The organism is Paenalicyclobacillus macrosporangiidus (genome assembly GCF_900116805.1).
GTDB classification, from domain to species: domain Bacteria; phylum Bacillota; class Bacilli; order Alicyclobacillales; family Alicyclobacillaceae; genus Alicyclobacillus_H; species Alicyclobacillus_H macrosporangiidus.
Window position 1 is genome coordinate 32,858 of the sequence record NZ_FPBV01000021.1, and the last position, 25,613, is coordinate 58,470.

At 65.2% G+C, this 25,613-nt stretch carries 18 protein-coding genes, 1 pseudogene and 1 CRISPR repeat array; of the genes and pseudogenes, 12 read left to right on the forward strand and 7 right to left on the reverse strand.

What is annotated here, in order from left to right; translation table 11 throughout:
• The 5 genes from BM357_RS15070 to BM357_RS15090 all read right to left on the reverse strand — a co-directional run bounded on the left by BM357_RS15070 (window position 1) and on the right by BM357_RS15090 (window position 7,669).
• Window positions 1-1,062, reverse strand: coding sequence for a rod shape-determining protein (locus tag BM357_RS15070; RefSeq protein WP_074955287.1), 1,062 nt, complete (start codon window positions 1,060-1,062; stop codon window positions 1-3).
• A 208-nt stretch (window positions 1,063-1,270) separates the two neighbouring features.
• Window positions 1,271-2,251, reverse strand: coding sequence for a threonine ammonia-lyase (gene ilvA, locus BM357_RS15075; protein ID WP_074955290.1), 981 nt, complete (start codon window positions 2,249-2,251; stop codon window positions 1,271-1,273).
• A gap of 614 nt (window positions 2,252-2,865) precedes the next feature.
• Complete coding sequence (locus tag BM357_RS15080) at window positions 2,866-3,642, reverse strand: YdcF family protein (RefSeq protein WP_175511555.1); 777 nt, start codon at window positions 3,640-3,642, stop codon at window positions 2,866-2,868.
• A gap of 480 nt (window positions 3,643-4,122) precedes the next feature.
• Window positions 4,123-5,754 carry a spermidine synthase gene (locus BM357_RS15085; RefSeq protein WP_074955295.1) on the reverse strand — a complete coding sequence of 544 codons (1,632 nt, stop codon included), beginning with the start codon at window positions 5,752-5,754 and terminating at the stop codon, window positions 4,123-4,125.
• Between the two features lie 145 nt (window positions 5,755-5,899).
• Complete coding sequence (locus BM357_RS15090) at window positions 5,900-7,669, reverse strand: class I adenylate-forming enzyme family protein (RefSeq protein ID WP_245784035.1); 1,770 nt, start codon at window positions 7,667-7,669, stop codon at window positions 5,900-5,902.
• A 284-nt stretch (window positions 7,670-7,953) separates the two neighbouring features.
• On the opposite strand from BM357_RS15090, the gene BM357_RS15095 reads away from it, so the two are divergent.
• The 8 genes and pseudogenes from BM357_RS15095 (at window position 7,954) to BM357_RS15130 (ending at window position 15,435) form a co-directional block, all read left to right on the forward strand.
• Entirely contained in the window at window positions 7,954-8,322 is a 369-nt protein-coding gene (locus tag BM357_RS15095) for a TetR/AcrR family transcriptional regulator (RefSeq protein ID WP_074955300.1), read from the forward strand.
• The gene (locus tag BM357_RS15100) at window positions 8,267-8,605 is read left to right on the forward strand and encodes a TetR-type transcription factor C-terminal domain-containing protein (RefSeq protein ID WP_245784037.1); all 339 of its coding nucleotides are present in this window, start codon (window positions 8,267-8,269) and stop codon (window positions 8,603-8,605) included. The genes BM357_RS15095 and BM357_RS15100 overlap by 56 nt, the downstream gene beginning before the upstream one ends.
• Window positions 8,605-8,937, forward strand: a pseudogene (locus BM357_RS15105) (SDR family oxidoreductase); the annotation flags it as partial. The gene BM357_RS15100 and the pseudogene BM357_RS15105, both read left to right, overlap by 1 nt.
• Window positions 8,938-9,013: 76 nt before the next feature.
• The gene (locus tag BM357_RS15110) at window positions 9,014-10,189 is read left to right on the forward strand and encodes an acyl-CoA dehydrogenase family protein (RefSeq protein WP_074955307.1); all 1,176 of its coding nucleotides are present in this window, start codon (window positions 9,014-9,016) and stop codon (window positions 10,187-10,189) included.
• A 15-nt stretch (window positions 10,190-10,204) separates the two neighbouring features.
• Window positions 10,205-11,350 (forward strand): acetyl-CoA acetyltransferase, encoded by a 1,146-nt coding sequence (locus tag BM357_RS15115; protein WP_074955309.1) that lies wholly within the window; start codon window positions 10,205-10,207, stop codon window positions 11,348-11,350.
• 1 nt (window position 11,351) lies between these two features.
• Window positions 11,352-11,759 carry a Zn-ribbon domain-containing OB-fold protein gene (locus tag BM357_RS15120; protein WP_074955312.1) on the forward strand — a complete coding sequence of 136 codons (408 nt, stop codon included), beginning with the start codon at window positions 11,352-11,354 and terminating at the stop codon, window positions 11,757-11,759.
• A gap of 121 nt (window positions 11,760-11,880) precedes the next feature.
• Window positions 11,881-14,073, forward strand: a complete 2,193-nt coding sequence (locus tag BM357_RS15125; protein WP_074955314.1) for an acetate--CoA ligase family protein — start codon at window positions 11,881-11,883, stop codon at window positions 14,071-14,073.
• Window positions 14,074-14,091: 18 nt separating this feature from the next.
• Complete coding sequence (locus BM357_RS15130; protein WP_074955317.1) at window positions 14,092-15,435, forward strand: MFS transporter; 1,344 nt, start codon at window positions 14,092-14,094, stop codon at window positions 15,433-15,435.
• Window positions 15,436-15,503: 68 nt separating this feature from the next.
• Here the strand turns inward: BM357_RS15130 and BM357_RS15135 are convergent, their stop codons facing one another.
• Window positions 15,504-15,926, reverse strand: a complete 423-nt coding sequence (locus BM357_RS15135) for a PaaI family thioesterase (RefSeq protein ID WP_074955320.1) — start codon at window positions 15,924-15,926, stop codon at window positions 15,504-15,506.
• 305 nt (window positions 15,927-16,231) lie between these two features.
• Here BM357_RS15135 and BM357_RS15140 point away from each other — a divergent pair, with 305 nt between their 5' ends.
• The 4 genes from BM357_RS15140 (at window position 16,232) to BM357_RS15155 (ending at window position 21,272) form a co-directional block, all read left to right on the forward strand.
• Window positions 16,232-17,653: an MFS transporter gene (locus BM357_RS15140; protein WP_074955323.1), complete on the forward strand. Its 1,422-nt coding sequence runs from the start codon at window positions 16,232-16,234 to the stop codon at window positions 17,651-17,653.
• Window positions 17,631-18,866 carry a hypothetical protein gene (locus tag BM357_RS15145; RefSeq protein WP_074955326.1) on the forward strand — a complete coding sequence of 412 codons (1,236 nt, stop codon included), beginning with the start codon at window positions 17,631-17,633 and terminating at the stop codon, window positions 18,864-18,866. Before BM357_RS15140 ends, BM357_RS15145 begins: the two co-directional genes overlap by 23 nt.
• Before the next feature lie 148 nt (window positions 18,867-19,014).
• On the forward strand, window positions 19,015-19,794 hold the full coding sequence (locus BM357_RS15150; protein WP_074955329.1) for a hypothetical protein: 780 nt from the start codon (window positions 19,015-19,017) through the stop codon (window positions 19,792-19,794).
• Between the two features lie 239 nt (window positions 19,795-20,033).
• On the forward strand, window positions 20,034-21,272 hold the full coding sequence (locus tag BM357_RS15155) for a multidrug effflux MFS transporter (protein WP_074955332.1): 1,239 nt from the start codon (window positions 20,034-20,036) through the stop codon (window positions 21,270-21,272).
• 755 nt (window positions 21,273-22,027) lie between these two features.
• Window positions 22,028-23,453: direct repeats of the CRISPR family, unit length 37 nt; unit sequence GTTGATCCGCGGCGTCAAGCCGCGGCTCCATTGAAGC.
• A gap of 206 nt (window positions 23,454-23,659) precedes the next feature.
• On the opposite strand, the gene BM357_RS15160 is transcribed toward BM357_RS15155, so the two are convergent.
• On the reverse strand, window positions 23,660-25,204 hold the full coding sequence (locus BM357_RS15160; protein ID WP_074955335.1) for a hypothetical protein: 1,545 nt from the start codon (window positions 25,202-25,204) through the stop codon (window positions 23,660-23,662).
• Window positions 25,205-25,613: the final 409 nt, after the last annotated feature.

The window sequence follows — 25,613 nt, forward strand, 5'->3', positions numbered from 1 at the left end:
CTACTCCTCCGTCCCGCTTTTGCGCAGCAGTTGACGGATGGGCGCCAGCGACATCCGCGGCACGTTCAGGGTGAGATTCGATTTCCAGCCTTGGCGAGCCTTCGGATGGCGGGTGTGCATCAGACCCCGCACCACGCAGGTGTCGGGCTCGTCCGCCGCGGTGACGGGCACCTCGATTTGGGTCGCCAACTGGGAGACGACGCGATCCATGTGGGCGCCGCCGCCGGTGAGGACCACGCCGTGATCCAGGATGTCGCCGACGAGCTCGGGCGGACAGGCCTCGATGGCCTCCCGGATGAGTTGGACGATCCGCTCGGTGTACGCGTCAATCACCTGCTCCACCAGGGCGCGGGGGACCCGCAAAGTGCCCGGCAGGCCGGTCTCCAAGTTGCGTCCCCGCACCTCGAAGGCCGCCTCAGGGGTGGCCTGGCTGGCCGCGCGCTTGAGTTGTTCCGCCGAGGGAAGGCCGATGAGAAATGAGTATTGCCTGCGCAACAGATCGACGATCTCGCTGTCGATGGCTTGTCCACCGCTGCGCACGGTCCGGCTGTCGACAATGCCGCCCATCGACAGCAGGGACGCCTCGGTCAATCCCCCGCCCATCAGCACAACCAGGCAACCGGTGGGCCGATCGATGGGCAAGCGCGCACCGATGGCCGCCGCAATGGACGATTCCACAAACCGAACCTCGCGTGCGCCTGCGGCGCGCGCCGCCTCTTCCATCGCCTTCCGGTCCACCTGGCTCTGGCTGGACGGTACGGCGAGGGTGACGCTCAGGCGCCGGCCGATGCCGTCCGCTCCCAGCTGCCGAACGACGTGACGGATGACGGCGACGGCGGCATCGAAGTCGCGGACCACCCCGCCGTCCACAGGGCGCACCAGCCGGATGGCGTCCGGGTGGCGCCCGATCATCGCCTCGGCCTCCTTGCCGATCACGGTCGGGCCCGCGTCGGGGATGGCGACCACGGCGGGCTCGTCCACGAACGCTCCCTCCGCATTCCCCCTGTGGTCCATCCAACCCGCTCGGACATTCGACGTTCCCAGGTCGATGCAGACGTGCATGGTGCACTCTCCTTCCTTTAACTCATAGATTCGGTCGCCGGCTTGGGATGTCGGGGGTCGATCTGGACAATGGCAGAAGGTGGAAACGGCGGGCGGGCAGCCGTGTCGAAAGGGACGGGTGCCCGTGGCGTACAGGGCGGGCATGCAAAAGGGGAGCCCGTGTCGAAGGGGGCGGGCGTGCAAAAGGGGGCGGCGTGTGACGGCCGCCCTAGCTTGCAGAGCTGTGTGCGAGGGTGTGGAGGCGGGCGAGATCGAGATTCCCGCCGCTCAGGATGACGGCGACGCGTCGCCCGGCGGCCGGCACCTGGCCGCCGAGGAGAGCCGCCACGCCCGCCGCCCCCGCGCCTTCCACCAGCAGCTTGGTGCGCTCGAGCAGGAACAGGATGGCGTCGCGGATGGCGTCGTCCGTCACGGTGACCATGTCGTCGGCCAGTTGCTGAATGATGGCCATCGGGAGCTCGCCGGGGGCTTTGACCATGAGCCCGTCGGCGAGCGACTGCGGCGCGTCGAGGTGGACGGGGACCCCCGTGTGGAACGCCTGGACGGCCGCATTCGATCCCGCCGGCTGCACGCCCACCAGGCGCACCTGGGGGTGGCGGGATTTCACCGCGATCGCGATGCCGGCCATCAGCCCGCCTCCGCCGACGGGGACGATGAGGGTGTCGATGGCGGGATCGTCCTCGAGGATCTCGAGGCCGATGGTGCCCTGGCCCGCGATGACGGCGGGATCGTCAAAGGCGTGAACGAACGTCCGCCCTTCGGCGGCGAGCTGCCGGGCGTACTGGTACGACTCGTCGTAGTTTTGGCCGACGAGCCGGACCTCGGCGCCGTAGCCCCGGGTGGCGGTGATCTTTGTGGCGGGGGCGTGCTCGGGCATGACCACGGTGCAGGGCACGCCAAAGTGGGCGGCGGCGAGGGCGACGCCCTGGGCGTGGTTGCCGGCGGAGGCGGTGACGATGCCGCGCTGCCGCTCGGCGTCCGTGAGCGTGGCGACCTTGTGGAAGGCTCCGCGGAGTTTGAACGCGCCGGTGCGCTGCAGGTTTTCTAGTTTCAGGCAGATGTGTCCGCCGGTCAGGCGGCTGAGCGTGCGGCTGTGCGTCAACGGCGTGCGGTGGGCGACGCCTCGCAGGACGTCACGGGCGGCGACGATGTCTTCATAAGATACGGGCCATTGCTCTTTTCGGGTCAAATCCCCAACGAAACCACTCCTCTTTTTGTACGGGTGTCGTGTCCGGGTGTCTGTCTCTGGAAGGGGGACCGGGGGTTCAACATGAAAAAGCCTCCCGCCCGAAGGGGCGGGAGACTCCCGTGGTACCACCCTTGTTCCGAGGCGATCGCGCTGGGCTTTGGCTTGTGCGGGCCGCATGCCCGGCGGATGGCGCGGTCCCGGGCGGCTGGGTGCCGACCCTGGGCGCCATATGCCCTGAGCCGCGCAGTGCCTTGAGGCGCGACGCTTCGGCGCTCTGCGGCGCAACGCGGGTCATCGCGATGTCATGCGAGTCCACGCAGGTCAGCGCGGATCCACGCGTGCGCCTGTCCGGTTAACGGCGGACGGCCGGGGCGGCTTACTGGGCCACAGAGAAGACGCGTGATCTCGCAGCCGATCACGGTCTGGCGTGGCCGTTCAGCGCCCGTCTCCGAGGGGATTTTCCGCGCGAGGTGTTCATCGGCTCGCACCGGCCGCCGACTCTCTGGGAACGGGCCTTCGGCGTACTCTTCCTCGTCATCGACAGAAGATTTGCATTTGAGAACAATGTACCCGATGGGCGGCGGGATCGCAAGGGGTATTGCGTCCGGGGGGCGTCAACCCTTGACGCCGAGGGCCGTCGCGGCGATCCCGATGTACTCCTTCCACGCGGTGGCGCTGAGGGACAAGGCGGACGCCGACGGAAGCCACTGGAGATCGTAGGCGTCGGAGACGTGCTTCGCCAGGTAGCCGGTGGGGTACGGCAGGACGGAGATGCCTTGGCGCTGAAAGTCCATGACGGCACGCCGCATGTGGTAGGCGGAGGTGACCAGGATGGGCCGCTGCAGGTGGTGCGCCGTGAGGATGGGTTTTGTGAAGGCGGCGTTCTCCTGGGTGTTGCGGCTGCGCGGGTCGGTATAAATCTCGCTTGCAGGGACACCGAGTTCGACGAGTTGGCGTTTGGCGACGTCGGCTTCGGCCAGAGGTTGGCCACCGGCGGTGTACAGGGGACCGGCGGAGATGATGATGGGCGCATGGAGCTGACGGTACAGCCGGGCGGTGGTGAGGAGGCGGTTGGCGGAGTCCCCGAGCAGGTTGCCGCGGCCGTCGCCGTCGGGCGCGTCCAGGACCACTCCGCCGCCGAGCATGACGATGGCGTCGCCGTGCAATTGGGACGGGGCGGGCTGGGGGTAGGCGGATTCGAGCGGATCGATCAACGCATTCGCGACGGACTGCGTCGACAGGGCGTAGACCATGGCGGCGATGGCGACCGTGGCCACGGAGAGGGGGCGCTGCCGTCGGCGGTGCAGGGCCAGGGCGAGCGCGAGCAGGAGCACGACGAACAGCCCCGGGGGCAGGATGAAGGCTTCAATGATCTTGATGAGGGTGAACACGGGCGGCACCTCCATGGGGGATTGTAACATGGAGGAAGGGGGCGGGGGCGCTGCGAGTGTGACGCCCCTCGAGCGATGCGCATGCGACCGCGCTTGGCTCGCTACCCCGAAGACGGTCAAGAAGTCAGTTTGCGGTTGTCAAAATGGATTACCTGCAGAACCAGGCCGCCGGGCAGGACAAAAGACAGAGTCGAAGTGTGATTTCCGGCCCCGGGGCGGGGGCGCTAATCCGATTTTGCACCTCACGCAGCGAGTTTTCGGGGCCTCGCATGATGGTAACGGGCCGGTTAAGCCGAGAAATCGTAAAAAATCGAGCCCTTGGCCGAATCAAGAGGCCGAGTTTGTACGGAAAGCTGGCTTAAACCAGCGCTTCAGATTGGCCGAGACATCTTAAGCCTGGGTTTTAGTACGACTTCTCGCACAACTTTTACAGTATATTCCTCATTGCGGAGGCGCTTCCCGTCTTCCATCGCGCTCTCTCTACATCTCTCCTCGCGCCACCTGCCAGATCATCGAATCCGTTAGCATCTCCACGGGTGCCCGATCATCCGTGAGCAGCATGCCTCGGGTGTTGGCCGCCTCCGTGATATCCTGCAATCCGTTTTCCCACTCCTTCCGCACCGCGGCCAGCCGGCTGTTCTCTGGAATCGCCTGCAGGGAGGATGGCCGAAGCGCAGCGTTGCTCCCGATCACGACGTAATTGTACGCGCCCCGCGCCTTCATAACGTACACGTGCGGAAACACGGCCCGGACGGTGCGCTCCATGGACAGGAGCAGCGGCGAGCCGGGCGACACCGCGTTCACGTTGAGCGCCACCAGTCCGCGCGGGGTGAGGACGGAGCGCACCTCCTCGAAAAACTCGCGCGTGCTCAGGTGGAAGGGAATGTAGATCTGCTGGGAGTAGGCGTCGACAATGGCGACGTCGTACCGCTTCCCGGCGGCGGCCGCCTGCCGGACATAGGCCCGCGCGTCCTGATGGACGATGTCGGCATCGTCCGGGCTGAGCCCGAAGTACCGGTAGTCCAGCGGGATGACGTCGCCGTCAATTTCCACGCCCGTGATGTGGAGGTCAGGGAATCGACCCCGATCGTACACGTTCATCAGATGCGGAATGGTTCCCCCCGCCGATCCGAGGACCAGCACCGACGGCCCGGGGTCCGCGGCAGAGGCCGAAGGGTTCGCGGCCGGCGCAGCCCCCGAAACCGTAGCCCCTGCCGGCCCGGCAGACCCTACCTCCGCCCCGGCGCTCACCAAATCCGGCAGCACCAGGTAGTCATCGTAGTAGTCTCCCTCATGGAGGGCGTCGCCCGGGCGACGGAGGGACTGGATCCCGCCGCCCTCGTTGTAGACCAGGGCGATGGCGCCGTCGCGGTCCTGCTCCACCTGCACGTGCTGATACAGGGTGTCCTTCGCGTACAGGACCTGGCCGCCCGTGTGGGACGGGGCGGCGGAGGGCAGAGCCAGGGCGACGATCGCGGGCACGGCGGTGCCGCTGGCGCCGACCCAGCGCCAGGCGGTCCGGCCGAGGCCGACCGCGCTGACGAGGATCAACAGCGCCGCCCACAGCCACAGGGTGGCGCGGGTGCCGAGGAACGGGATGGTGCCGAATGCGGTACCGAAGGTGCCGAGGAGGCTTCCGGCGGTGGAGAAGGCGTACAGGTTTCCGGCCGCTTTCCCGACCTCGCTCGGGTCCGCCTGGACCAGCCGGATGGCGAACGGGCTCACCATCGCCAGGAGCAGGACCGGCGGTGCGAACACGAGCAGGATGGCGGCGAACGAGACGACGATCACGCTGACCGGCGTCCCCAGGATCCCGCCTGACAGGCGGGCGAAGATGGCCTGGCCGAAGGCCGGAAGGAGGGCGGACCAGAGGCCGGCGGCCAGCGTGATCGACATGAGGAGGCGCGGATGTGGCCGCCGGTCCGCCACTCGGCCCCCCATCCAATAGCCGATGGACATGCACAACAGGATGAGGCCGATGATGTTCGCCCAGACCATCATGGAGGTCCCAAAGTAGGGCGCGACGAAGCGGGATGCGGCCAGCTCCAACGCCATCACGGCAGCGCCGGTGATGGTGACGTAGACATATAGGAATGATTTGGGCAGGTGCATAATCGGTGTCTCCTCTCCCGAGTCCGCGCCGCCCGCCGGGGCACCGTGCGGCGCCGGGCCGGCCGGTGGCGCGTGCTGGGCACCCGCGCCGCACGGGCCGCGCAGTGCCCGGGACGATGGGGCGCATACGGGAGAGGATTCGTCGTCAGGCGTCCAGTTCCTCTTCCACCATGTCCTTGTTGGACAACCGCTCGATGGCCATCTCTTTCAACTTGAACTTCTGGATCTTGCGGGTGCCGGTCATCGGCCACTCGTCCGGCTGCATGAACCAGACGTGGCGCGGCACCTTGAACTTCGCGAGCCGCTCCAGGCACCAGTGGATGATCTCGCGGCGCGTGCACGTCTCCCCCGGCTTCAGTTCGATGAAGGCGGCGCCCGTCTCGGTGGTCAGTTTGTCGGGGACGCCGACGACGTACGCCTGGGCCACCTTCGGGTGCTTGGTGATGACATCCTCCACCTCTTTCGGTGCGACGTTCTCCCCGGAGACCTTGTAGACGTCCTTGCTGCGCCCGAGGAACTCGAAATAGCCGTCCGGGTGGATGCGGCCGAGATCGCCCGTGCGGAACCAGCCGTCCTTGTCGATGGCCAGCGCCGTCTCCTCGGGATTGTTGTAGTAGCCGCGCGTGACGGTGTTGCCGCGGGCGCACAGTTCGCCGACGGAGCCGGGCGGGAGGTCCTCGAGGGTGTGCGGATCGATCACCTTGTACTCCACATTCGCCCCGCCAAACTCGGGCAGTCCGGTGACGCCCGCCGGCTTGATGCGTCCGACGCGGGTGACGACGATCTCGATGGGATCGCCCACCTCCGTGTGGACCGTGGAGGCGGTGACCTCCGTCCCGCCGTACGCGGTGCAGATCTCCGTCACGCCGAGCACCTCCACGGCCCGCTCCCAGACGGGCACCGGTGCGGGGGCGGCGGCGCACATCAGGGCGAACAGGTGAGGCAGGTGGAAGTTCCTCACCTCCGGGTGGTTGACGATGGCCACCAACATGGACGGCACGCAGAGAAAGTCGTTGGCCTCGTACCGCTCCATCAGCTGCAGGCTGAGGAGGGGCGAGAAGTCGCGGCAGGTGATGACGCACCCGCCGACGAACGAGGCGGCGAGCAGGCCCTCTTCGAACGCGAACACGTGGTACATGGGCAGCGCCGTGAAGATCCGCCGGCCGTCCTCGATGGCGCGGCTGAGGCAGGTGGAGTAGGCGCACCGCAGGAACATGTCGTGGGTCAGCATGACCCCTTTGGGCAGCCCGGTCGATCCGGAGGTATAGATGATATACGCCACTTCATCGGGATACTCGGAGGCGCGCCAGCGGGCGGTGACCTCGTCGTCGCTCACCCTGTCGGCGCGGGCAAGGAAGTCGGCCCAGGGCTCGAATCCGTCCGGAAGCGGGGATGCCTCGTTCGATCCGCCGGCCCCCGCGAAATTCGGAATGCAGACGACGCCCTTCATCATCTTGTCCGGCCCGATGGGGCGATGGGCGAGGATGCGGGCGACGGCGTCGGCGTGGCGGATGCCCGACGCGGTCTGGTGCATCAGCAGCCAGTTGGTGTCGGACTGCTCGAGGATATAGGCCAGCTCGTCCTCGCGCAGCATGGTGTTGATGGGGATGCACACCGCGCCGACCAGCGAGATGGCGATGGCGGTGAAGACAAACTCCGGGTCGTTGGCCATCAGGACGGCCACGTGTTGGCGGCGGCGCACGCCGAGCGAGAGGAGGGACTTGGCGATCCGCCAGGCCTCCTGCCACACCTGCGCGTAGGTGAACTTTGCGTCGGGCGTAATGAGGAACGGCCGCTCAGCGTAGCGTTGACATTGTACGTGAAAGTGGCTTGCGAACGTATGCCTCGGCCAGACCGGATATTGCGCCTCCAGGGCTTGGCGCCGCTCCTGCGGCGTGGGAATCGGTCGTGTCACGTGAATCGCCTCCTGTGCGGGCTCCATCCGCCCGCGTGCGATGGGGTCTGCCTCTCATTCTACCGGATGAGCCACTGTACAGGGAATATTCGAACATGGGCCGGCGCGGCGAGACTTAGGTGCAGAGTATATAAGATATATTCCCAATACATTGATAATTCCGTTGAAACCCGCACCACCTCAGGGTACAATCAAAACGGAATGAACATTCACTACGCAACGTATACATGGGCTTGGGTGAAGAGTGGCGAGGAGGGGTCAGAACCTCTCCGAGGAGCGCTGCGATGCACAAACAGATTGAAAGCGGTATCAAAAACCTGCAACTGTTGGCGGAGCGCAGGGCGATCCTGTGCCGCGCGGCGGCCAGGCTCTTTCGCAAGAAAGGGTATGACCGCACCACCATCCCGGAGATCGCGCAGGAGGCCGGCATGAGCGTGGGCTCCATATACCGGTACGTGAAAAAGAAAGAGGATATCATCTATTTGCTCTACCGTGAGACGGTCAGCCAATTGGAGCGGAACGTCTACAACGTGTGCGCCGCGGAACTGCCCCCCGTTCGAAAAACTGTTTTGCTTCATCAGCCGCTACTACCGCTTCATCCACGACAACCGCGACGCCCTCCATGTCGGGCTTCGCGACATGAACCTGTTTGAAGGTTTCCGGGAGACGCTGCAAAAACAGGAGTCCCGGACCCTGCGGTGCATCGAATCCATCCTGCAGGAAGGCATCGAGAAAGGTGTCTTCGCGCCGGTCCGCGTCCCGCTGCTCGCCTACAACATCATCATGCTGGGCCACATGTGGGTCATGCGCTCCTACCGGTTGAAGGGCATGACCATCGACGAGTACATCGCGCAACAGTACGACTTCATCCACCGGATTCTGACGCCAGGGCCGATGGGGACACCGCAACCAGAGGCGGAGGAGCCCCAGGGATGACCGACGACAGTAGCAACCGGGGACAGGCGAACTATTCTGCCGCGAAGGCAGGCCTGCAGGGATTCACGAAGACGCTCGCCATCGAGCTGGGGCCGTTTGGGATCAACGTCAATGCCGTCGCCCCTGGATTCATCGTGACCGAGATGACGAGGCAGACCGCCCAGCGCATCGGGATGGATTTCGAGGAGAACCAGAAGCGGGCGGCGGAGCGGGTCCCCCTGCGGCGCGTCGGGCAGCCGGAGGATGTGGCGAATGTAATCGCCTTCTTGGTCAGCGATGACGCCAGTTATGTCTCCGGCCAGGTGATCTACGTCAACGGAGGCAGCCGCTAAATGTTCTGCCGCGCAGCACACGTGGGAAAAGGCGCCACGACACAGCTGTTGTCAAAATATTTTTGATTTGGAGGGAATGCTTGTGGACTTTACCTTGACGGAAGAACAAAAGATGGTACAGCGGACGATCCGCGAATTCATCGAGAAGGAGGTCATGCCGTACGAACCGCAGGTGCTGCGGAATGAACGCGAAGGCAGACCCGGGTTGTCGCGAAGCGAGATTCGAGAGTTGCAGCTGAAGGCAAAACGGTTGGGATTCTGGGGCATCAACACGCCCGAGGAATACGGCGGTGCGAACCTCGGGCCGGTGATGACCGCGTTGATCCAGATGGAGGTGGGGCGGACGTTCGTTCCATTCCAGTTCGGCGGGTCGGCGGACAACATTCTCTATGCGTGCAATGAGGAACAGAAGAAGCGATACCTGATCCCGGTGATCAACGGGGAACGCCGTTCCTGCTTCGCCCTGACGGAGCCAGGCGCGGGATCAGATGCGGCCAACATCCGGATGTCGGCCGTGAAGGACGGCAAATACTGGGTGCTCAACGGAGAGAAGATCTTCATCACCAACGGCAACGAGGCGGACTTTGCCATGGTGTTCGCCGTCACGGACAAGGAGAAGGGGGCGCGGGGCGGCGTCACCTGCTTTTTGGTCGACCGGGAGATGGGCTGGAGGTCGGAGCCCATCCACACGATGGGCGAGTGGTCGCCGGCCTCGTTGATCTTCGAGAATGTGCGGGTTCCCGAAGAGAACGTCCTCGGCGAGGTGGGCGGGGGGTTTGACCTCGCGATGAAATGGATTGGGCAGGGGAGATGGGTCATTCCGGCCCGCGGGATCGGGGCCGCCGAACGCCTCCTGCAGATGGCTATCGATCACGCCAAGATGCGCGTCACCTTCGGCAAACCGATCGCGGAGCGGCAGGCCATCCAGTGGATGATCGCCGACTCGGCGGTGGAAATCGAGGCCACGCGGTGGCTGGTGCTGCGCGCGGCGTGGTTGGCAGAGCGCGGGCAGGACAACCGGCACGCCGCCTCGATGGCGAAACTGTACGGCGCGAACATGGCCAACCGCGTCTGCGATCGCGTGCTTCAGATCCACGGCGGCATGGGGTACACCAAGGAGTTGCCGATTGAGCGCTGGTACCGGGAGATGCGGGTGTGGCGCATCTTCGAGGGCACGGACGAGATTCAGCGGTTCATCATCGCCCGCAATCTGCTGAAGGGCTATGTGAAAATCGGCGAACTGATGGACTGAGAAGAGGTGACGGACGTGAAATCGGAACGGGTCGCCGCCATCGTGGGAGTCGCTGAATCCGACCTGGGTGAGACACCCGGAAAGACGGTGTTGCAATTGCAGGCACAAGCCGCGAAAGCGGCCCTCGAGGACGCGGGATTGACGAAGGACGACGTGGACGCCGTGTTCACGGCCGGGAATTGGGCGTGGTCCCCGCCCATGATGCTGGCGGAATACCTGGGGATCCGGCCCCGATTCACGGATGGCACCAACATCGGCGGGTCTTCGTTCGAAGCCCACGTGGGCCACGCCGTGGCGGGGCTCCGGGCCGGTTTGTTTGACGTCGCGCTCGTGACGTACGGGAGCACGCAGCGTTCGGACCGAAGCCGCCGGCGCCCGCCGGCTTCCCCTCAGTTGACGGCACAGTTCGAGTTGCCCTACGGCTTGCCCACCCCCGTCGGTGCGTACGCACTGGCCGCCATGCGTCACATGCACCAGTACGGCACCACCTCCGAGCAGTTGGCGGAGATCGCCGTCGCCACGCGAAAATGGGCCATGTTGAACGAGAAGGCCATGATGCGGGAACCCATCACCATCGAGGATGTGCTCAGGTCCCGGTGGATCGCGGAGCCGTTGCACCTGCTCGACTGCTGCCTGGTGACGGACGGGGGCGGCGCCGTCGTGATCGCGTCGGCACGCAAGGCGCCGCTGGCGGCCAAGCGCCCGGTGTGGGTGCTCGGGCATGGGGAGACGCACACGCACAACACAATTGTGAACATGCCCGACCTGACGGTGACCGGGGCGAGGGAGAGCGGGCGGCGCGCGTTCGAGATGGCCGGCGTCACACACGATGAGCTCGACGTGGTCGAGATCTACGATTCCTTCACCATCACGGTGCTGCTGACCCTGGAGGCCCTCGGCTTCTGCAAGCCGGGGGAAGGGGGTGCCTTCGTCAGCGGTCAGCGCACGGCGCCCGGAGGGGACTTTCCGATGAACACCAACGGGGGCGGATTGTCCTACTGCCATCCGGGGATGTACGGGATCTTCCTGCTCATCGAGGCGGTGCGCCAGCTGCGCGGAGAGTGCGGCCCGCGCCAGGTCCCCGGTGCGCGGCTGGCGCTCGTTCACGGAACGGGGGGCGTGCTGTCCTCCACGGCGACCGTGATCTTGGGGAGGGATTGACGTGCCGAATCCATGGCCGAAACCTGAGGTGGATGGGGACTCGCGGCCCTTCTGGGAAGGGTTGCACCAGGGCGAGCTCCGGATCCAGCGTTGCGAAGACTGCGGGCGCCACATCTTCTATCCGCGATCCATTTGCCCTCATTGTTTCTCCGACCGCGTGCGCTGGGTGCTGGCGACCGGACGCGGCCGCATCTACTCCTACACAGTGGTGCACCGGGCGCAGGGCCCGTTTGCGGAAGAGGCCCCCTACGTCGTGGCTATCGTCGAATTGGAGGAAGGCGTTCGGATGATGAGCCGAATCGTTGGGCCGCGGGAAGAGGTGGCTATCGAAAAGCCGGTTCGGGTGGTCTTTACGCGTGTGGACGATGAACTCATCCTCCCGTTCTTCGAAGTGTTGAAAGAGGGATGAAACGATGTTTGACGTACGTCGCCTCGCCTGTTTCATCAACGGAACGACCCTGTACGTGGACGGAGGTCCGAGTCCGCTCCATTCCCTAGAGGAGAGGTGATCGGCGTTGAGTCCTGTGAGGGTGACCCCGGAAGATTTGCGGCGCCTGTTTCATCCTCGGAGCATCGCGTTGGTGGGTGCCACGGACAACTCCCGATGGTCTATCTTCACGTTTAATAATCTGAAAGAATGGAAATTTCCGGGGCCTATTTACTGCGTGAATCCCCATTGGGAGGTCGTACACGGTCAGCGTGCCTTTCGCTCCCTGCTCGAGGTCCCCGAGCCGGTGGACCTGGCGTACGTGATGGTCCCTTCTCACGTGGTGCTGCAGGTGATGGAGGAGGCGAGCCAAAAAGGCATTCGGAATCTGGTGCTTTTGACCGCGGGCTTTCGCGAGACGGGGGAAGAGGGCGCGCGGCTGGAAGAGAAGGTCCTGCAGTTCGCGGCCGCGAACGGGCAGATTTTGCTGGGGCCCAACGGCAACGGCTTTGTCAACCTCGCCGCCGGCCTGACTCCGTACGGCCTGCCCATCCCGCCTGCTCTGTCCGCCGGGCCCGTCGGCATCGTGCTGCAGAGCGGCGCCCTGGCGAGCTCGGTCATGGCGTTGGCAGTCGCACGCAACATCGGGGTCAGTCTGCTGGTGTCGATGGGGAATGAGACCATGATCAACGCCACGGACGTGGTCGATTACCTGATTGAGGACGACTCGACCCGCGTGATCGCCATGTTCCTGGAGACCATCCGGTCCCCGGAGGAATTCTCGCGTGTCGCGCGCAAGGCCCTGGATCGCGGCAAGCCCATGGTCGTGCTGAAGATCGGCAGAAGCGCCCGAAGCGCCCAGACCGCCCTGGCGCACACGGGCGCATTGGTCGGCGACGATCGAGTCAACGACGCGGCGCTGCGCCAACTGGGTGTGATCCGGGTGCATTGTTTGGAAGACCTGATCACCACCGCAGGACTGTTGGGTTATTGTCCTCCCTTGCCTGGCCGGCGCGTGGGGGTTGTGACACCCTCGGGGGGTGCGTGCGACATCCTCTCCGATCGCGCGGAGGACGAGGGCATGGAGTTGCCCGATTTCTCGGTTGACACTGTGGCGCGGCTGAAGGACATCTTGCCTGCGTTCTCGACACCGCACAATCCGCTCGATGTCACCGGTTACGTGGTCGTCGATCAGACCCTGCTGCAGCGGGCGCTGGAAATCGTCGCAGAGGATCCGAACTTCGACTTTATCCTGTGTCTGACGGACCCGCCGCGGATTGCGCCCGAAAATCCCGTGCTGGTCCATCAACAGTTCGCACGTCTGAAGTCCATTGTGGACAACGCCGAGAAGCCCGTTGTGCTGATGAGCAACACCTCCATCGACATCAACGAATTCGGCCGGTCGGTGCTTCAGCCGGCGGGACTGCACTTCATCGGGGGCATGGAGCATGGCATGACCGCGTTGGGCCGGGCGCTCTGGTGGCATGAACAACGGGCGCGGCACATGCGAAAGAGGATTCATGTGGATGAGGAGGTGAGCCAGGGCTGCGGGGCTGCCGCGTACGGCGCCTGCACGGGTGCGTTGGGTGCGTCGAATGTCGGCACGGGTGCGTCGGGTGCGGCGGGTATCGAGAAGGGCGCGGCGGGACCGTGGCCGGAGCACCGCGCACGGGAGTTCCTGCGCGATCGCGGTGTACCCGTGATCCCTGGGCGCCTGGCCACCCAGGTGGAGGAGGCGGTGTCGGCCGCCCGAAGTCTAGGGTATCCGGTGGCGTTGAAAATCCAGTCCGCGGATATCGCGCACAAGAGCGACGTGGGCGGCGTGCGGTTGGACATCCGCTCCGACGAGCAGGTGAGGGATGCATATGTATCGATAATTAGGAATGTTCGTGATAATTCGCCGGAGAGTCGGGTGGACGGGGTGTTGGTGACTCCGATGCGATCGGGCGGGGTGGAGTTGTTGGTCGGTATCGTGCGCGATCCGCTGTGGGGGCCGGTGTTGGCGGTCGGGCTAGGCGGCGTGTTCGTCGAGGTCCTCCAGGACACGGCGCTGCGGGTGCTGCCGGTCGGCAAGGAGGACATCCGCGAGATGCTGGTGGAGCTGCGCGGGGCCGCCCTCCTGCAGGGAGCACGCGGTACGCTGCCTGCGGACCTAGACCGGGTCACCGCGGTGATCCACCAGATCACCCGGGTGGCGCTGGAAGCTGGGGAGGGTCTGCAGGCGCTGGAGATCAATCCGTTGTACGTTCGGGGGTCGCAGGTCGAGGCGTTGGACGCGCTCATCACCTGGAAATAGGGAGAGGAGGTCTCCGGGATGACCGGAAGAAGGCTCTTCTATGAAAGGGAGCTGACCGAATACCCCGTTGGGGGTCGAAGAGTTTGGTTTTTGTTCATCGCCATTCTGGCGAATTTTGTGGCGAGCTACGAGGCGCAGATTTCCCCCGTGCTGCCGCTGTTGATGCGCGACCTGCACATGACCCTGGGCCAGTACGGAGAGATCGCGTCCATCTCCGTCGTGGCCTCGGCCGTCTCCGCGATGATCTTCGGGCCGTTGGCGGACCGGTACGGGCGCGTTCGATTCCTCGTGCCCAGCCTGTTCTTGACCGCCGCCTGCGTCTACGGGATGGTGTTGATCCACTCGGTGACCGCACTGCTGATTGTACGGATTATCCTGGCCTTCATCGAAGGCGTCGCCATCGCGACGACGGCGGGCCTGGTAAGGGACTTCTCTCCCCGAACGGGGCGGGCCTTGGCGTTCGGATTCTGGACCTTTGGGCCGGTGGGATCGAACTTTTTCGCCAACGCGGTGGCCGGCGCGACCTTGCCCATCTTCCACACCTGGCAGTCCCAATTCGTCATCGAAGGCAGTGTGGCGCTCGCCGCCTGCATCCTCATCCTGTTCAGCATTCATGACCTGTCTCCGCAGCTGCGGGCCAAGGTTATCGACAGCGTGGAAGAAGTCGACGCGGTGAACCGGCAGGTGCGCCGCGACCAGCTGGAGGAGCCGAGGATGAGGGAGATCCTGCGGGTACCGCATGTCTGGACGTTGACCATGGGGATCTCGCTGTTCCTGTTGACATATCTGACCATACAGTCGTTCGGGACGACGTTTCTTGTGCAGGCGTTCCATTACGACACGTCGCAGGCGGCCGCCATCGCCAAGTACTTCTGGCTGCTGAACCTGGCCACGCTGCTCATCGCCGGGTGGATTTCGGACCGGTTGCGCCTGCGGAAGATCGTCAGCTTTGTCGGCGCGGTGCTGTCCGTCCTCTACATGTTCTACTTCGTGTCGCTGGTCGGGCAGACCATTCCGGAAGGTCAGATGATCCTGTACACGTCACTGTTGGGCGGGCTGTTCGGCGTCGCCTACGGGCCGTGGTGCGCGCTGTTCTCGGAGAACGCGGAGGACATCAAGCCCTCGCTGCAGTCGGCCGCCTGGGGACTGTTCGGCTTCGTCATTCGCGTGGCCGGCATCGCCGTGGCGCTCTGCCTGCCCGTGGTGGTCGCCCTGGGAGGCTGGGGGGCGTGGCTGACGGTCTCCGCCGTGGGCGGATTGATCTACATCCCGTTGGTGTTCACGGCGAAAGGCCCCTGGTTCCGCTTCCAGCGACCGATGCTGCCCATGTCTGAATCCCAGGTTCCGAACGTGGAAGACTGAAACTCCGCGCGGCCCCCACTTGAACCCGGTGGGGGCGCACCAGTTGGGGGCGCACCGTTGCACGGCGCTCAGGGATTTGACAGGCCCGCTTGTGCCTGCTGGCGGGCGGTCAGGACCACCATCTTGGCCTGGGCGGAAGCCTTGCGCTCGCCACTGCGGCTGACGATCTCCGCTTCGATGTCCATCAACCGGCGGGTGACGCGCACAGGGCGGGCGCGAATCTCCAACGTCTCCCCCACGTGGATCGGGGCGTGGAACTGGACGGTGAGTTGCCCTGTCATGCAGGTCAGGCCCTGGAAGTACGTGACGTAGGCGCACGCCTCGTCGAGCAAGGCGCTGGTGATTCCGCCGTGTTGGATGCCGGGCCAGCCTTGGTGCGTGGGATCGCATTGATACGTGGCGTGGACCGCGCCTCCCTCTTCCTGCTCAAAATGCACGTGCAGGCCCTTTGGATTCTTGTCTCCGCAGACAAAACAGTGATGGGAGCCCACCCCGTCATCCCTCCCGGTCCCTTGTCGCCGTGTCCCTTCGTTATAAAGAAAATGATAACACACGGGTTGACGAGTTCATGTGCCATCGTATCCGAACGGCTCGAGTTGAGTTAACATCAAGATGTTGTGTATCGTTCTGGTGCCATGAAAAGATGGCGTCGAGATTGAATTTATCACCTCCGACGCACAGGCCTTGTGAATGACAGCGAACGGCAGGCCGTGGATGAGCAGGGAATTTCACCGGAACCCGCAAATTGTACAATTTGGGTACATGCGCCGCATGGTGTCAGAAGGAGGCGTGGCGGATGAAGCGGTTTTGGCTGCCCTTGGGCCTGTTCGCGATGGTGGTCATCGGCAGCTACGACATGCTGCGCGGGGCCGCGGCTCCTCTGATGCAGGCCGATTGGCGGCTCGGGTACGAACAGCTGGGGAGCGTGTTCTCGCTGGGATCGCTCGGGTATCTGGCGGGCACGCTGCTCAGCGGATACGCCGTTCAGCGGATGTGGGTGCGCGGCCTGGTGGTCCTGGGGGCGACGGTGGTGGTGGTCGGTACCGGCGTAATTGGCCTGGCGCACGGCTTTTGGTCGGCCGCGGCCGGATTCGCCATTGTCGGTGTCGGGACCGGGGCGCTGGAGATCGGGACGAACGCCGTGATCCCGGCCATCACCCCGTCGGCCACGGGCCAATCCCGCTACTTCAACTGGCTCCATGGGTTTTATGGAATTGGCGCGTGCGGGCTGCCGCTCGCCGCGGGTTGGATCCTGCAGGCCACGCACGCCTGGCGCACGGTGTACGGCGTGTTGGGGTGCGCGGTGCTGGCGATCCTGGTGCTGGCGGTGGCGCGTGGCCGGACGGGGATGGCCGGCGGGACGACGCCGGCGGGTGAAATGGGGATGACCGGCGCGACGTCAGTGGCCGAATCGGGGCCAACTGGCGAATCAGCGAGAGACCGCACACCATCCGCCGCGGGCGATCCCGCCCCCTCCGGCGCCGGAGGTCGTCGCACATCCGCCGCTACCGCCTCGCCTGCCGCCACCGGCTCCGTCCCGGCGGCGGCCACCCGGACGCCTTGGCGGGACAGCGTCCTGTGGGGGTTCATGCTGGCCATCGGTGTGTACGTGATGGCCGAGGTGGGCCTTGGCACGTGGCTCACGACGTATCTGGTGGAGGCGCGCGGTGTCTCCCTCAGCTTGGCCTCGTTGTGTCTGTCGGGGTTCTTCTTGACGTTTACGGCCGGGCGTCTCGCCGCGCCCCTGTGGTTGCACCGGGTGGCGCCGCGGCGCGCCCTGCTGGGGGCGCTGGGGGTGTCGCTGCTGGCACTGGGCACGTCCTGGCTGCCCGGGACCGGCACCGTGGCCGGGGTGGTGCTGTGCGGGGTGATCCTGGCCGGGTTCGGGTTCTCCATCCTGTTCCCGACGCTCACGGCGCTCGCGAGCCATACCTTTTCGGCGCAGGCCGGCCGGGTGATTGGGCTCATGTTCACCGCCGGTGCCATCGGGAGTATGTCGACCAACGCGATGATTGGCGCCGTCGCGTCGCGCTGGGGCATCCAGGCGGGCTTCTCCCTGATCTGGGGGTTCCTGCTCGCCGTCCTGATGATGGTGTGGTGGATGCCCGACGTGCACGGACAGAAAGCCGAGCGGAATGGCGAAATCGTATCTGGATACCCCGTCGGCGGATCGGCGGAGTCGAGGAGGGATGCCTGTGAGGACGTTGCGAGGCTTTGAGGCCCTGGAGACCGCGGAACAGTATGGGGTGCTGTTATACGATCTCGTCGGCAAACGCGAGATGGGCGTGGAAGAGGCGCACCAGCTGGTGCAAAACGGGCGCGATCCGTCCACCTTCGTCCTGCAACGCTGGCCGGACTCGGACGAGGAGGCGGAGCAGGTGGTGCTCAAGGAGTACCAACGGGCCCTCAAGGAGCGCCACTGGTCGGAGGCGAGCGTGTTCGATCTCTCCAACGCCATCAGCGGTGGCCTGCCGATTCATCTGGAAGCGGCGGAGCTGGCCGCCGAACGCCTGGCGGACCAGGGAAAGTTGCAGTTTGTGAAATCGGCCGGCCAGTACGGCGTGTACGCGCTGCCGCGCACGGTGCGTTTCAGCGACGCCTTCCTGGATCGGCTGCGGGGCGAGGTCTGCGACGCGTGTGCCGCCCTGGACCTCGAGGGCGAGTTCCACGAGGCGTGTCTGATGAACCTCCTCGATTTCTTGCGAGAGCACACGTTTGGCTTCGACGACATCGAGGAGGTGCCCCCCGGGCCGGCGGCGGGACGCGGCGGGCTGCGCCGGGGGGCGGGTGCCGGGGCGGAGTGGCTGCGCAGGACGGCGGAGGCCGCGCGGCTGCGCATCCGCGACGTGATCCGGCCGCTGTCTTCGGCTCGATCCGCCGACGGGGCGCGCCCGGGGCAGACGCCGGAAAGCCTGGGCGGGCGGCCGGAATCCGGGGCTTCCGGGGGCGTTGCGGCCGGCAGCGCGCTGGCGCGGGGCGTATCCGGCCCCGACGCGGAGGTGCCGAAGTGGCCGGGGGCGGTCGCGGACGTCCAGACACAGGGGACAGCCGAGGATGTCTTGGGGCGTGCAACGGTTGATCGCGCGGCCATCCCCACATCCGGGCGGCAGGAGCAGGCCAGCGCCATGGCGGGGGATCGCCCGCAGGTGACCAAGCGGGAACTCATCCGGTATCTGCAGAACATCGAGATCCTCGACGAGAACGGAGAGCTGGACCGGCTGCGGCAGGAGCGGGAGGAGTTGCTGCAGCGCATCGCCCAGCGGGATCAGCAGTTGGAGAAGATGCAGCGGGATCGATCCTATTTGATGAAGCAGTTCGAGGAGATGCAGCACGATATGGACGTGCTGGTACAGGCGATGCAGATTGCCAAGCGGCGCGAACAGCGGCCGTCGCCGGTGGTCGATGCGTCGTTCGACGACACGGATGGATAACTGGCGGCGCAGATGCGATGGCAGAAAGACGAATCCCCGGGGAGGATACGGCCCCGGGGATTCGTCTTTCAGGGCTCCGGGCCCGGGTTTCGTCACAGTGCCTTCGGGGGCTTCGTCTACAGAGGTGGAGCAGAAGGAGGTACTCGATATGAAGCGATGGTTTGGATGGGTGAGTCTGTTGAGCGTCGTGGCGCTCGCCGCGTGCGGGCCACAACCGGCCGCAGGGCCGTCGAATGCGGGGGAGCCGGGGGCAGGGCAGTCGGCTATGGGGCAGCCGGTGACGGGGCAGCCGGCCTCGGACCGGACCGCGGACGCGGGACGCGGCACCGCACAGGCCGGGGGGACGGCACAAGGGGCCGGGAACGCCGCGCAGGGGAACGGCACCGGGACGGGGGCAGGAAATGGGACGGCGGGAGCAGCCGCGGGGGTGACCGGGCCGGGAACGGGAGCGGCGGGATCGCGCCCGTCGACCCAGGTGCTCCGCTGGACGGCGGAGGGGATGCCGGAGTCGGCGACGGCCCGGTTGTACCGCAGCGATAACCAGCGGTTCTCGATGTACGTGCTGCCGGATTGCACGGCCAGCGCGGAGGAGCCGGGGCGAGATGTGGTGCTGTTCCAGCCGAATGCACACGTGTTCATGCGCGTGCAGCGCTACCCTGCGGGAACCAGTGTGGATACGCTCCGCCAGCAGGTGGAGGCGCAGTTGAAGACGGTCGCGGCGCCGCAAGTGGTGCGGGATGATGGATCGATCCCGTTTCTCTCCAAAGCCATTCACTATGTGGCGTATAACCAGAAGGACGTGGTCGAGGCGGTCATTTTCCAGAGCCGCGGCGTCTGGTTCACGGCGACGGTCTACGCATCCAGAGAGTTTGAAGGCTACGGCCGTTTCTTCGCGATGATGGAGACCATCCAGCCGGAGGACGTATAGGGCTCCGGTGGAGCGGTGAGTGTGCTACACTTTTCTCCAGCGGCTCCGGCCAGTGAAATGCCCCTTCAAGGGCTTCGCGGCCGGTTTGCTTTCGATGGGACGGCGGCCTGCACGGAACGGCGGCCTCCCGGGGACGGCAACCCGCACGAAAGGGCGGCCTGTAGGGGGTGCGGCTCAGCGCCGTGCGTGCAGTGCCGTCCGTGCAATGCCGCCCGATGGCTGGAGAGAGGTGAGCGGGAATGACGGAGACGGTGCCCATGGCCGCGCCGGGCGGGGCGCGGCGCGTGTGGATGGCGGTGGTGCTGGGATTGCTGACGGCCGTGGCACCGCTGTCGATGGATATGTACCTGCCGGCGCTGCCGGCCTTGGTGAACGACTTTCGGACGCAGCAGTCCTTGGTGCAGTTGACGTTGACGGCATGCCTTCTGGGGATGGCTCTGGGTCAGCTGTTGGGCGGGCCCGTCAGCGACGCGCGCGGCAGGCGGCGGCCTCTGCTGATGGGCCTTGGCGTGTACGTGCTGGCGTCCGCCCTGTGCGCGGTGACGCCGTCCATCTGGGGGCTGCTCGCGTTGCGCTTTGTCCAGGGGTTCTCGGGGGCGACCGGGATTGTGATTGCCCGCGCGATCGCGCGCGATCACTACGCGGGACACCACCTGACACAATTCTTCGCCATGTTGATGCTGGTCAACGGAGCGGCGCCGGTCCTGGCGCCCATCGTCGGGGGCCAGCTGCTGCGCGTGACGTCCTGGCGCGGGGTGTTCGTGGTGCTGGCGGTCCTCGGCGCGTTGATGTGGCTGGCGGTGGCGCTGGGACTGCCGGAGAGCCTGCCGCCGCAGCGCCGCTTGACCGGCGGGCTGCGGAAGACGGTGGGCGTAATGGGGCGGCTCGCGGGCGATCGCACCTTTATGGGCTTCGTCTTGGCGCAGAGCCTGGTGTATGCGGGGATGTTCGCGTACATCGGGGGATCGCCGTTCGTGCTGCAGAAGCTGTACGGGGTGTCGCCGCAAGGGTTCAGCGCCGCGTTCGCGGTCAACAGCGTCGGGATCATCCTGGCCAGTCAGTTCGCGGCCCGTCAGGCGTCCCGCTTCGGGGAACGCCGGGTGCTGCTGGGCGGGCTGTCGATGGCGTCGGCAGGCGGTGTGCTGCTCCTTCTGGCGGTGGCGGCACATGCGCCGCTGTACCTGGTGCTGCCGCCGTTGTTTTTCTCGGTGGCCAGCGTGGGCATGGTGGGCACGACGAGCACGTCCCTGGCCCTGCAGAGCAAGGGGGAGTCGGCGGGGAGCGCCTCGGCGATGATCGGCACGTGCCAGATGATCCTGGGATCGCTCGCGGCACCGCTCACGGGCCTGGGCGGCACGTCGACGGCCCTGCTCATGGGCGGGGTCATTGCCCTGTGCGACGTGGGGGCGCTGGCGGTGTTTCTGGGGCTGGCGCGATCGCGGAGGGCCGACGCGCCGGGGTGCGTTCATGCGCGGTGATCTGCGTTGGGGTGCCGGGTGCGGAGGCGGCGGTGGTGTGGCGGTGGTGCGCGGGGGGGTGTGGCGATGGTGCGCGGGGGGCGGTGTTGCGGCTGTGGCCGTGTGCGGGTGTGGCCGTGCTGGCAGCGGGATTGGAGGCTTCATGGTGTTCTGTATGGGGGAACTCCGTACTGCCAGCCGCATTCAGGTGGTGAATGTGCGTCACTTGCAGGCCGGCGTGGCAGATAAGATGGTGGTTTGATTTGACCGCGGGATCGATCGAAGAGAATAATGCACAGATTTACGTTATCGCGCTGCGGGGATCCGGACCGCCGACCGCTTAACGTCAACACTGTAATGATTCAGTTTGCCGGCGAGACGATCAGGTGGGATGGAGTGTTATCCCATGGGGACGGTGCCAGCTTAAAGTGGAAAGGGATCTTAAGCTTTGGGAGGGCGATTGGAAGTGAGGTCCCAATGGGGTGTGCGGGCTTCGATTAGGTGACTTTATGGCGGGCGGGGGTGTACCGTGGATGGCCTTGGGGTCGATTGTCGGGTGCTGTTCGCTCTGGAAAACCAGTGCGGCTGTGCGCGAACCCGGAGCGAAGCCGCAACGCCGGGGAGTTCGCGCAATGTGTGAAACCCGCGTGACGCCTGGACTTGTTCGATATTTGGGGGTAGAATTTGGATGGCTTGAAGGCTGTTCGTATCGATCCCGGAGAGGTTCGCGCAAGTGCGCCCAAATTCCGCCTGGGGACTGGCCTGAAAAGGGAAGGGTTGATCCGCGGCGTCAAGCCGCGGCTCCATTGAAGCATGATCACTCACCCGCGCTCGATCCGCTGAACCCGTTGATCCGCGGCGTCAAGCCGCGGCTCCATTGAAGCAAGAACCATCAGGCGAAGCGGTTCAAGGCGCTGAGTTGATCCGCGGCGTCAAGCCGCGGCTCCATTGAAGCATGTGCTAACTAACCTCCAAGCACCTGGATCAAGTTGATCCGCGGCGTCAAGCCGCGGCTCCATTGAAGCTTCAAATAGGTATGTTATTAACTCGTCGGAAACTAGTTGATCCGCGGCGTCAAGCCGCGGCTCCATTGAAGCATGGAGCCGCACGCTCAACCGTTAAGCGTGCCCCAAGTTGATCCGCGGCGTCAAGCCGCGGCTCCATTGAAGCTCTCCGTCACGTGGCGTCAATTCAACCGCCGATTGAGTTGATCCGCGGCGTCAAGCCGCGGCTCCATTGAAGCGTGGGGGTGCGTACGGCGGAGGGCTGGCGACTGGTGTTGATCCGCGGCGTCAAGCCGCGGCTCCATTGAAGCCCCTCGGCCCTGGTCCTTGGCAGATTCGAACCGGACGAAAAGTTGATCCGCGGCGTCAAGCCGCGGCTCCATTGAAGCCAACCTGGCGCTTGTGCAGAGACGGTGTACGGCCAGGTTGATCCGCGGCGTCAAGCCGCGGCTCCATTGAAGCTGCATGGCCGTCTGCATGGCCTGAAGCTGCTGATCGTTGATCCGCGGCGTCAAGCCGCGGCTCCATTGAAGCGTGCTGGGATCGTGGTATTCCACGTGGCACGCCTTGTACACCCCCGGTTGATCCGCGGCGTCAAGCCGCGGCTCCATTGAAGCACGATCCCGGATCCGACCGATCTGCCTCACGGGGAGTTGATCCGCGGCGTCAAGCCGCGGCTCCATTGAAGCGTCACGGCTGAGGAGGTGACGTAGATTTGCCCAGTGTTGATCCGCGGCGTCAAGCCGCGGCTCCATTGAAGCCATTGAGTGGGCTCTCTGTACTCGGCGAAGTTCTTCGTTGATCCGCGGCGTCAAGCCGCGGCTCCATTGAAGCCACCCATTGCCATGAGCCATCCGGCTGCTCCACCACCGTTGATCCGCGGCGTCAAGCCGCGGCTCCATTGAAGCGTGCGTACGTGCCGCGTCCGCGAAGTTTGTGGCGAGTGTTGATCCGCGGCGTCAAGCCGCGGCCCCATTGAAGCCAGCAGAACAAGACCATGATCAAGGTCTTTTGGAAGTTGATCCGCGGCGTCAAGCCGCGGCCCCATTGAAGCTGGCCAGCCTATCCGATGGCGCTCCGCCTGGTGCGTTGATCCGCGGCGTCAAGCCGCGGCCCCATTGAAGCGGTTCTTTTCCATCCAGCGCAGAAGCTGCCCTGGCTGTTGATCCGCGGCGTCAAGCCGCGGCCCCATTGAAGCCAAATCCTATTCCAGCCTGCGGCAATCTGCTCCGCCGTAACCCGCGGCCTCCAGCCGCGGCCCTGTAACCTCGCTTCCTCCCTCCTCCCTGACCCTACGGCGACCGATCCCCATGGCCCTTCCGCCCCGCTACGTCCTCCCCTCCTCCCTATCTTTCCCTCCTACTGTTCCTTCTCCTTCTCTCTCGTCCGCCCTCCCCTGCCTTCTCACCCCGCCACAGTCTGCCCCAGCGCGGCGATCGCCATCACCATGGCCAGGTACACGGCGCAGAATCGCAGGTTCCAGCGCATAATGACGGACGGGCGTTCGCCGCTGGCCGCGGCGGCGACGTTGAGCGTGGCCGTGAAGGGACTGACGACAAACGTGATCGCGCCGCCGCCGAGGAGGGCGACCGACAGCCAGATGGGGGACATGTGCAGCACCTGGGGATGCAGGGCTGAACTGAGCAGCGTGATGGTGACAATTGGATGGAACCCGACCATGGAGAGGGCGACGGGGATGAGCGGGAGGATCGCGACGAAGAGGGCTGGGCCGATCGCGAGGGCAGTGTGAATGAGCAGTTGATCGATGTCGTTGATATAGGGGGAGTGCGACACGGACTGCACAAAGAAACCCGCAGCCGTAAAGACGGTGAACAGGTTCTGCAGGTTGGCCACTTGGCGGTGCTGTTGAACGAGGGCACGCAGAAACGCTCGCCCGCGCCGGATGAGAAGGCTCCACAGCAGCGCGAACGGGATGGGCACGACGCCGATGACCTGCAGCATGCCCCAGCCGGTCCACCGCTCGAGCCAGAGCATGGTGAGGATGAACAGCAGCACGGCCAGTGCGATGTGCCAGATGGGCCGGTCGGGCTCGATCGCGCTGCCAGACGAACCCTCACCCTTGGGCGCCGATTCGGGTGCCGATTCGGCAGCGGATGCGGGCAGGGATGCGGGGACGGGCCGGTTGCCGGCGGCACTTGTGTGGTCGGCCGCGGTAGCCTTCGCGGGACTGCCCCAGGCCGAGGTGGTCCCATCGGGTCTGACCCGTGCGCCGATCCCCTGGGCGGAGCGAGGGACAGGGGATAGCCACGTGCTCACGGCCACGCCGGCCAGGCTGGTGAGGAGCATCACCGGGAGGACGGTCAACCAGGAGACACCGGTCAGATGTACGACGAAGGCGACGACCGCGGCGACGGGGCTCCAGGACAAAGGGAGCGCGTAGCAGGTGACGATGCTCTCCAGGGCGAAACGGCGTGGTTCGGGCACGTACCGGCGAAGCAGGCCCATCACCGTGTGATACATCATCGGCACCGCGGCGATGTTCATCAGGCTGGCCATCAGATACGACAGGCCCCCGATGGTGGCGTAGAGGGGGCGCGGGCGCACGGATCGCTGGCTCAGAAGCCGCGCCACACGGGCATCGTAGCGGCCGAGCTGAATGGGCACGGCCAAGACGGGCACCACCGAGAACAGGGTCAACAGGCCGAGCATGCTGCCGAAGCCGTTCACGAGCGTGGCCGTGGACGTGTCCGAGGCGCGGGCGGCCGCGATGCCGGCGGCGAGAAAGAGGACCGTCAGGATCTGTGAGATCCGAGCGGCGGCAGGAAACCCGGCCACCAAGCTGAGCAGAGCCAGAAGTGGCAGGGCTTGTCGCAATGGCTGCACCGGGGCGACGGTGGCGAGAATGGACGCCAGCACGGACGCGCTGAACAGCCAACCGCGCAGGCTGGCCGGGAGACTTCGCGTGCGGCACTGGCTGTCTTCATCCATCCGGCAACCACCTCCTCGTGGATGCGTTTATTGTACTGCAGGATGGGAATGGGTGGGTATTATCGAGAGGTTCCGTATAAACCAAAAAAGATTGTATCTATCGAGGCGTGAGAGCCTAAAGTTCTTGAACGGGGAAGGGGAGGCAAAGGAACATAGGTGTTCATGACGTTGTGACGCACGTGTACCTGGTGCCGCTGCAGCGGCCGCGGGGAGAACCCAGGCACCAGGTGAGCCAAATCGAGTGGTCGGTGGCTGAGGTATCCGAATTGGTTCTCTTGACATAATTCAAAGATTGTCCTACGATTCTCATAGAACAGGCGCTATGCAGTTGCTGTATGAACTTGGATTGTGAACATTATATGACATATTCGTGAAATCACCGAAAACCACTTGACTTTTGAAAAACACC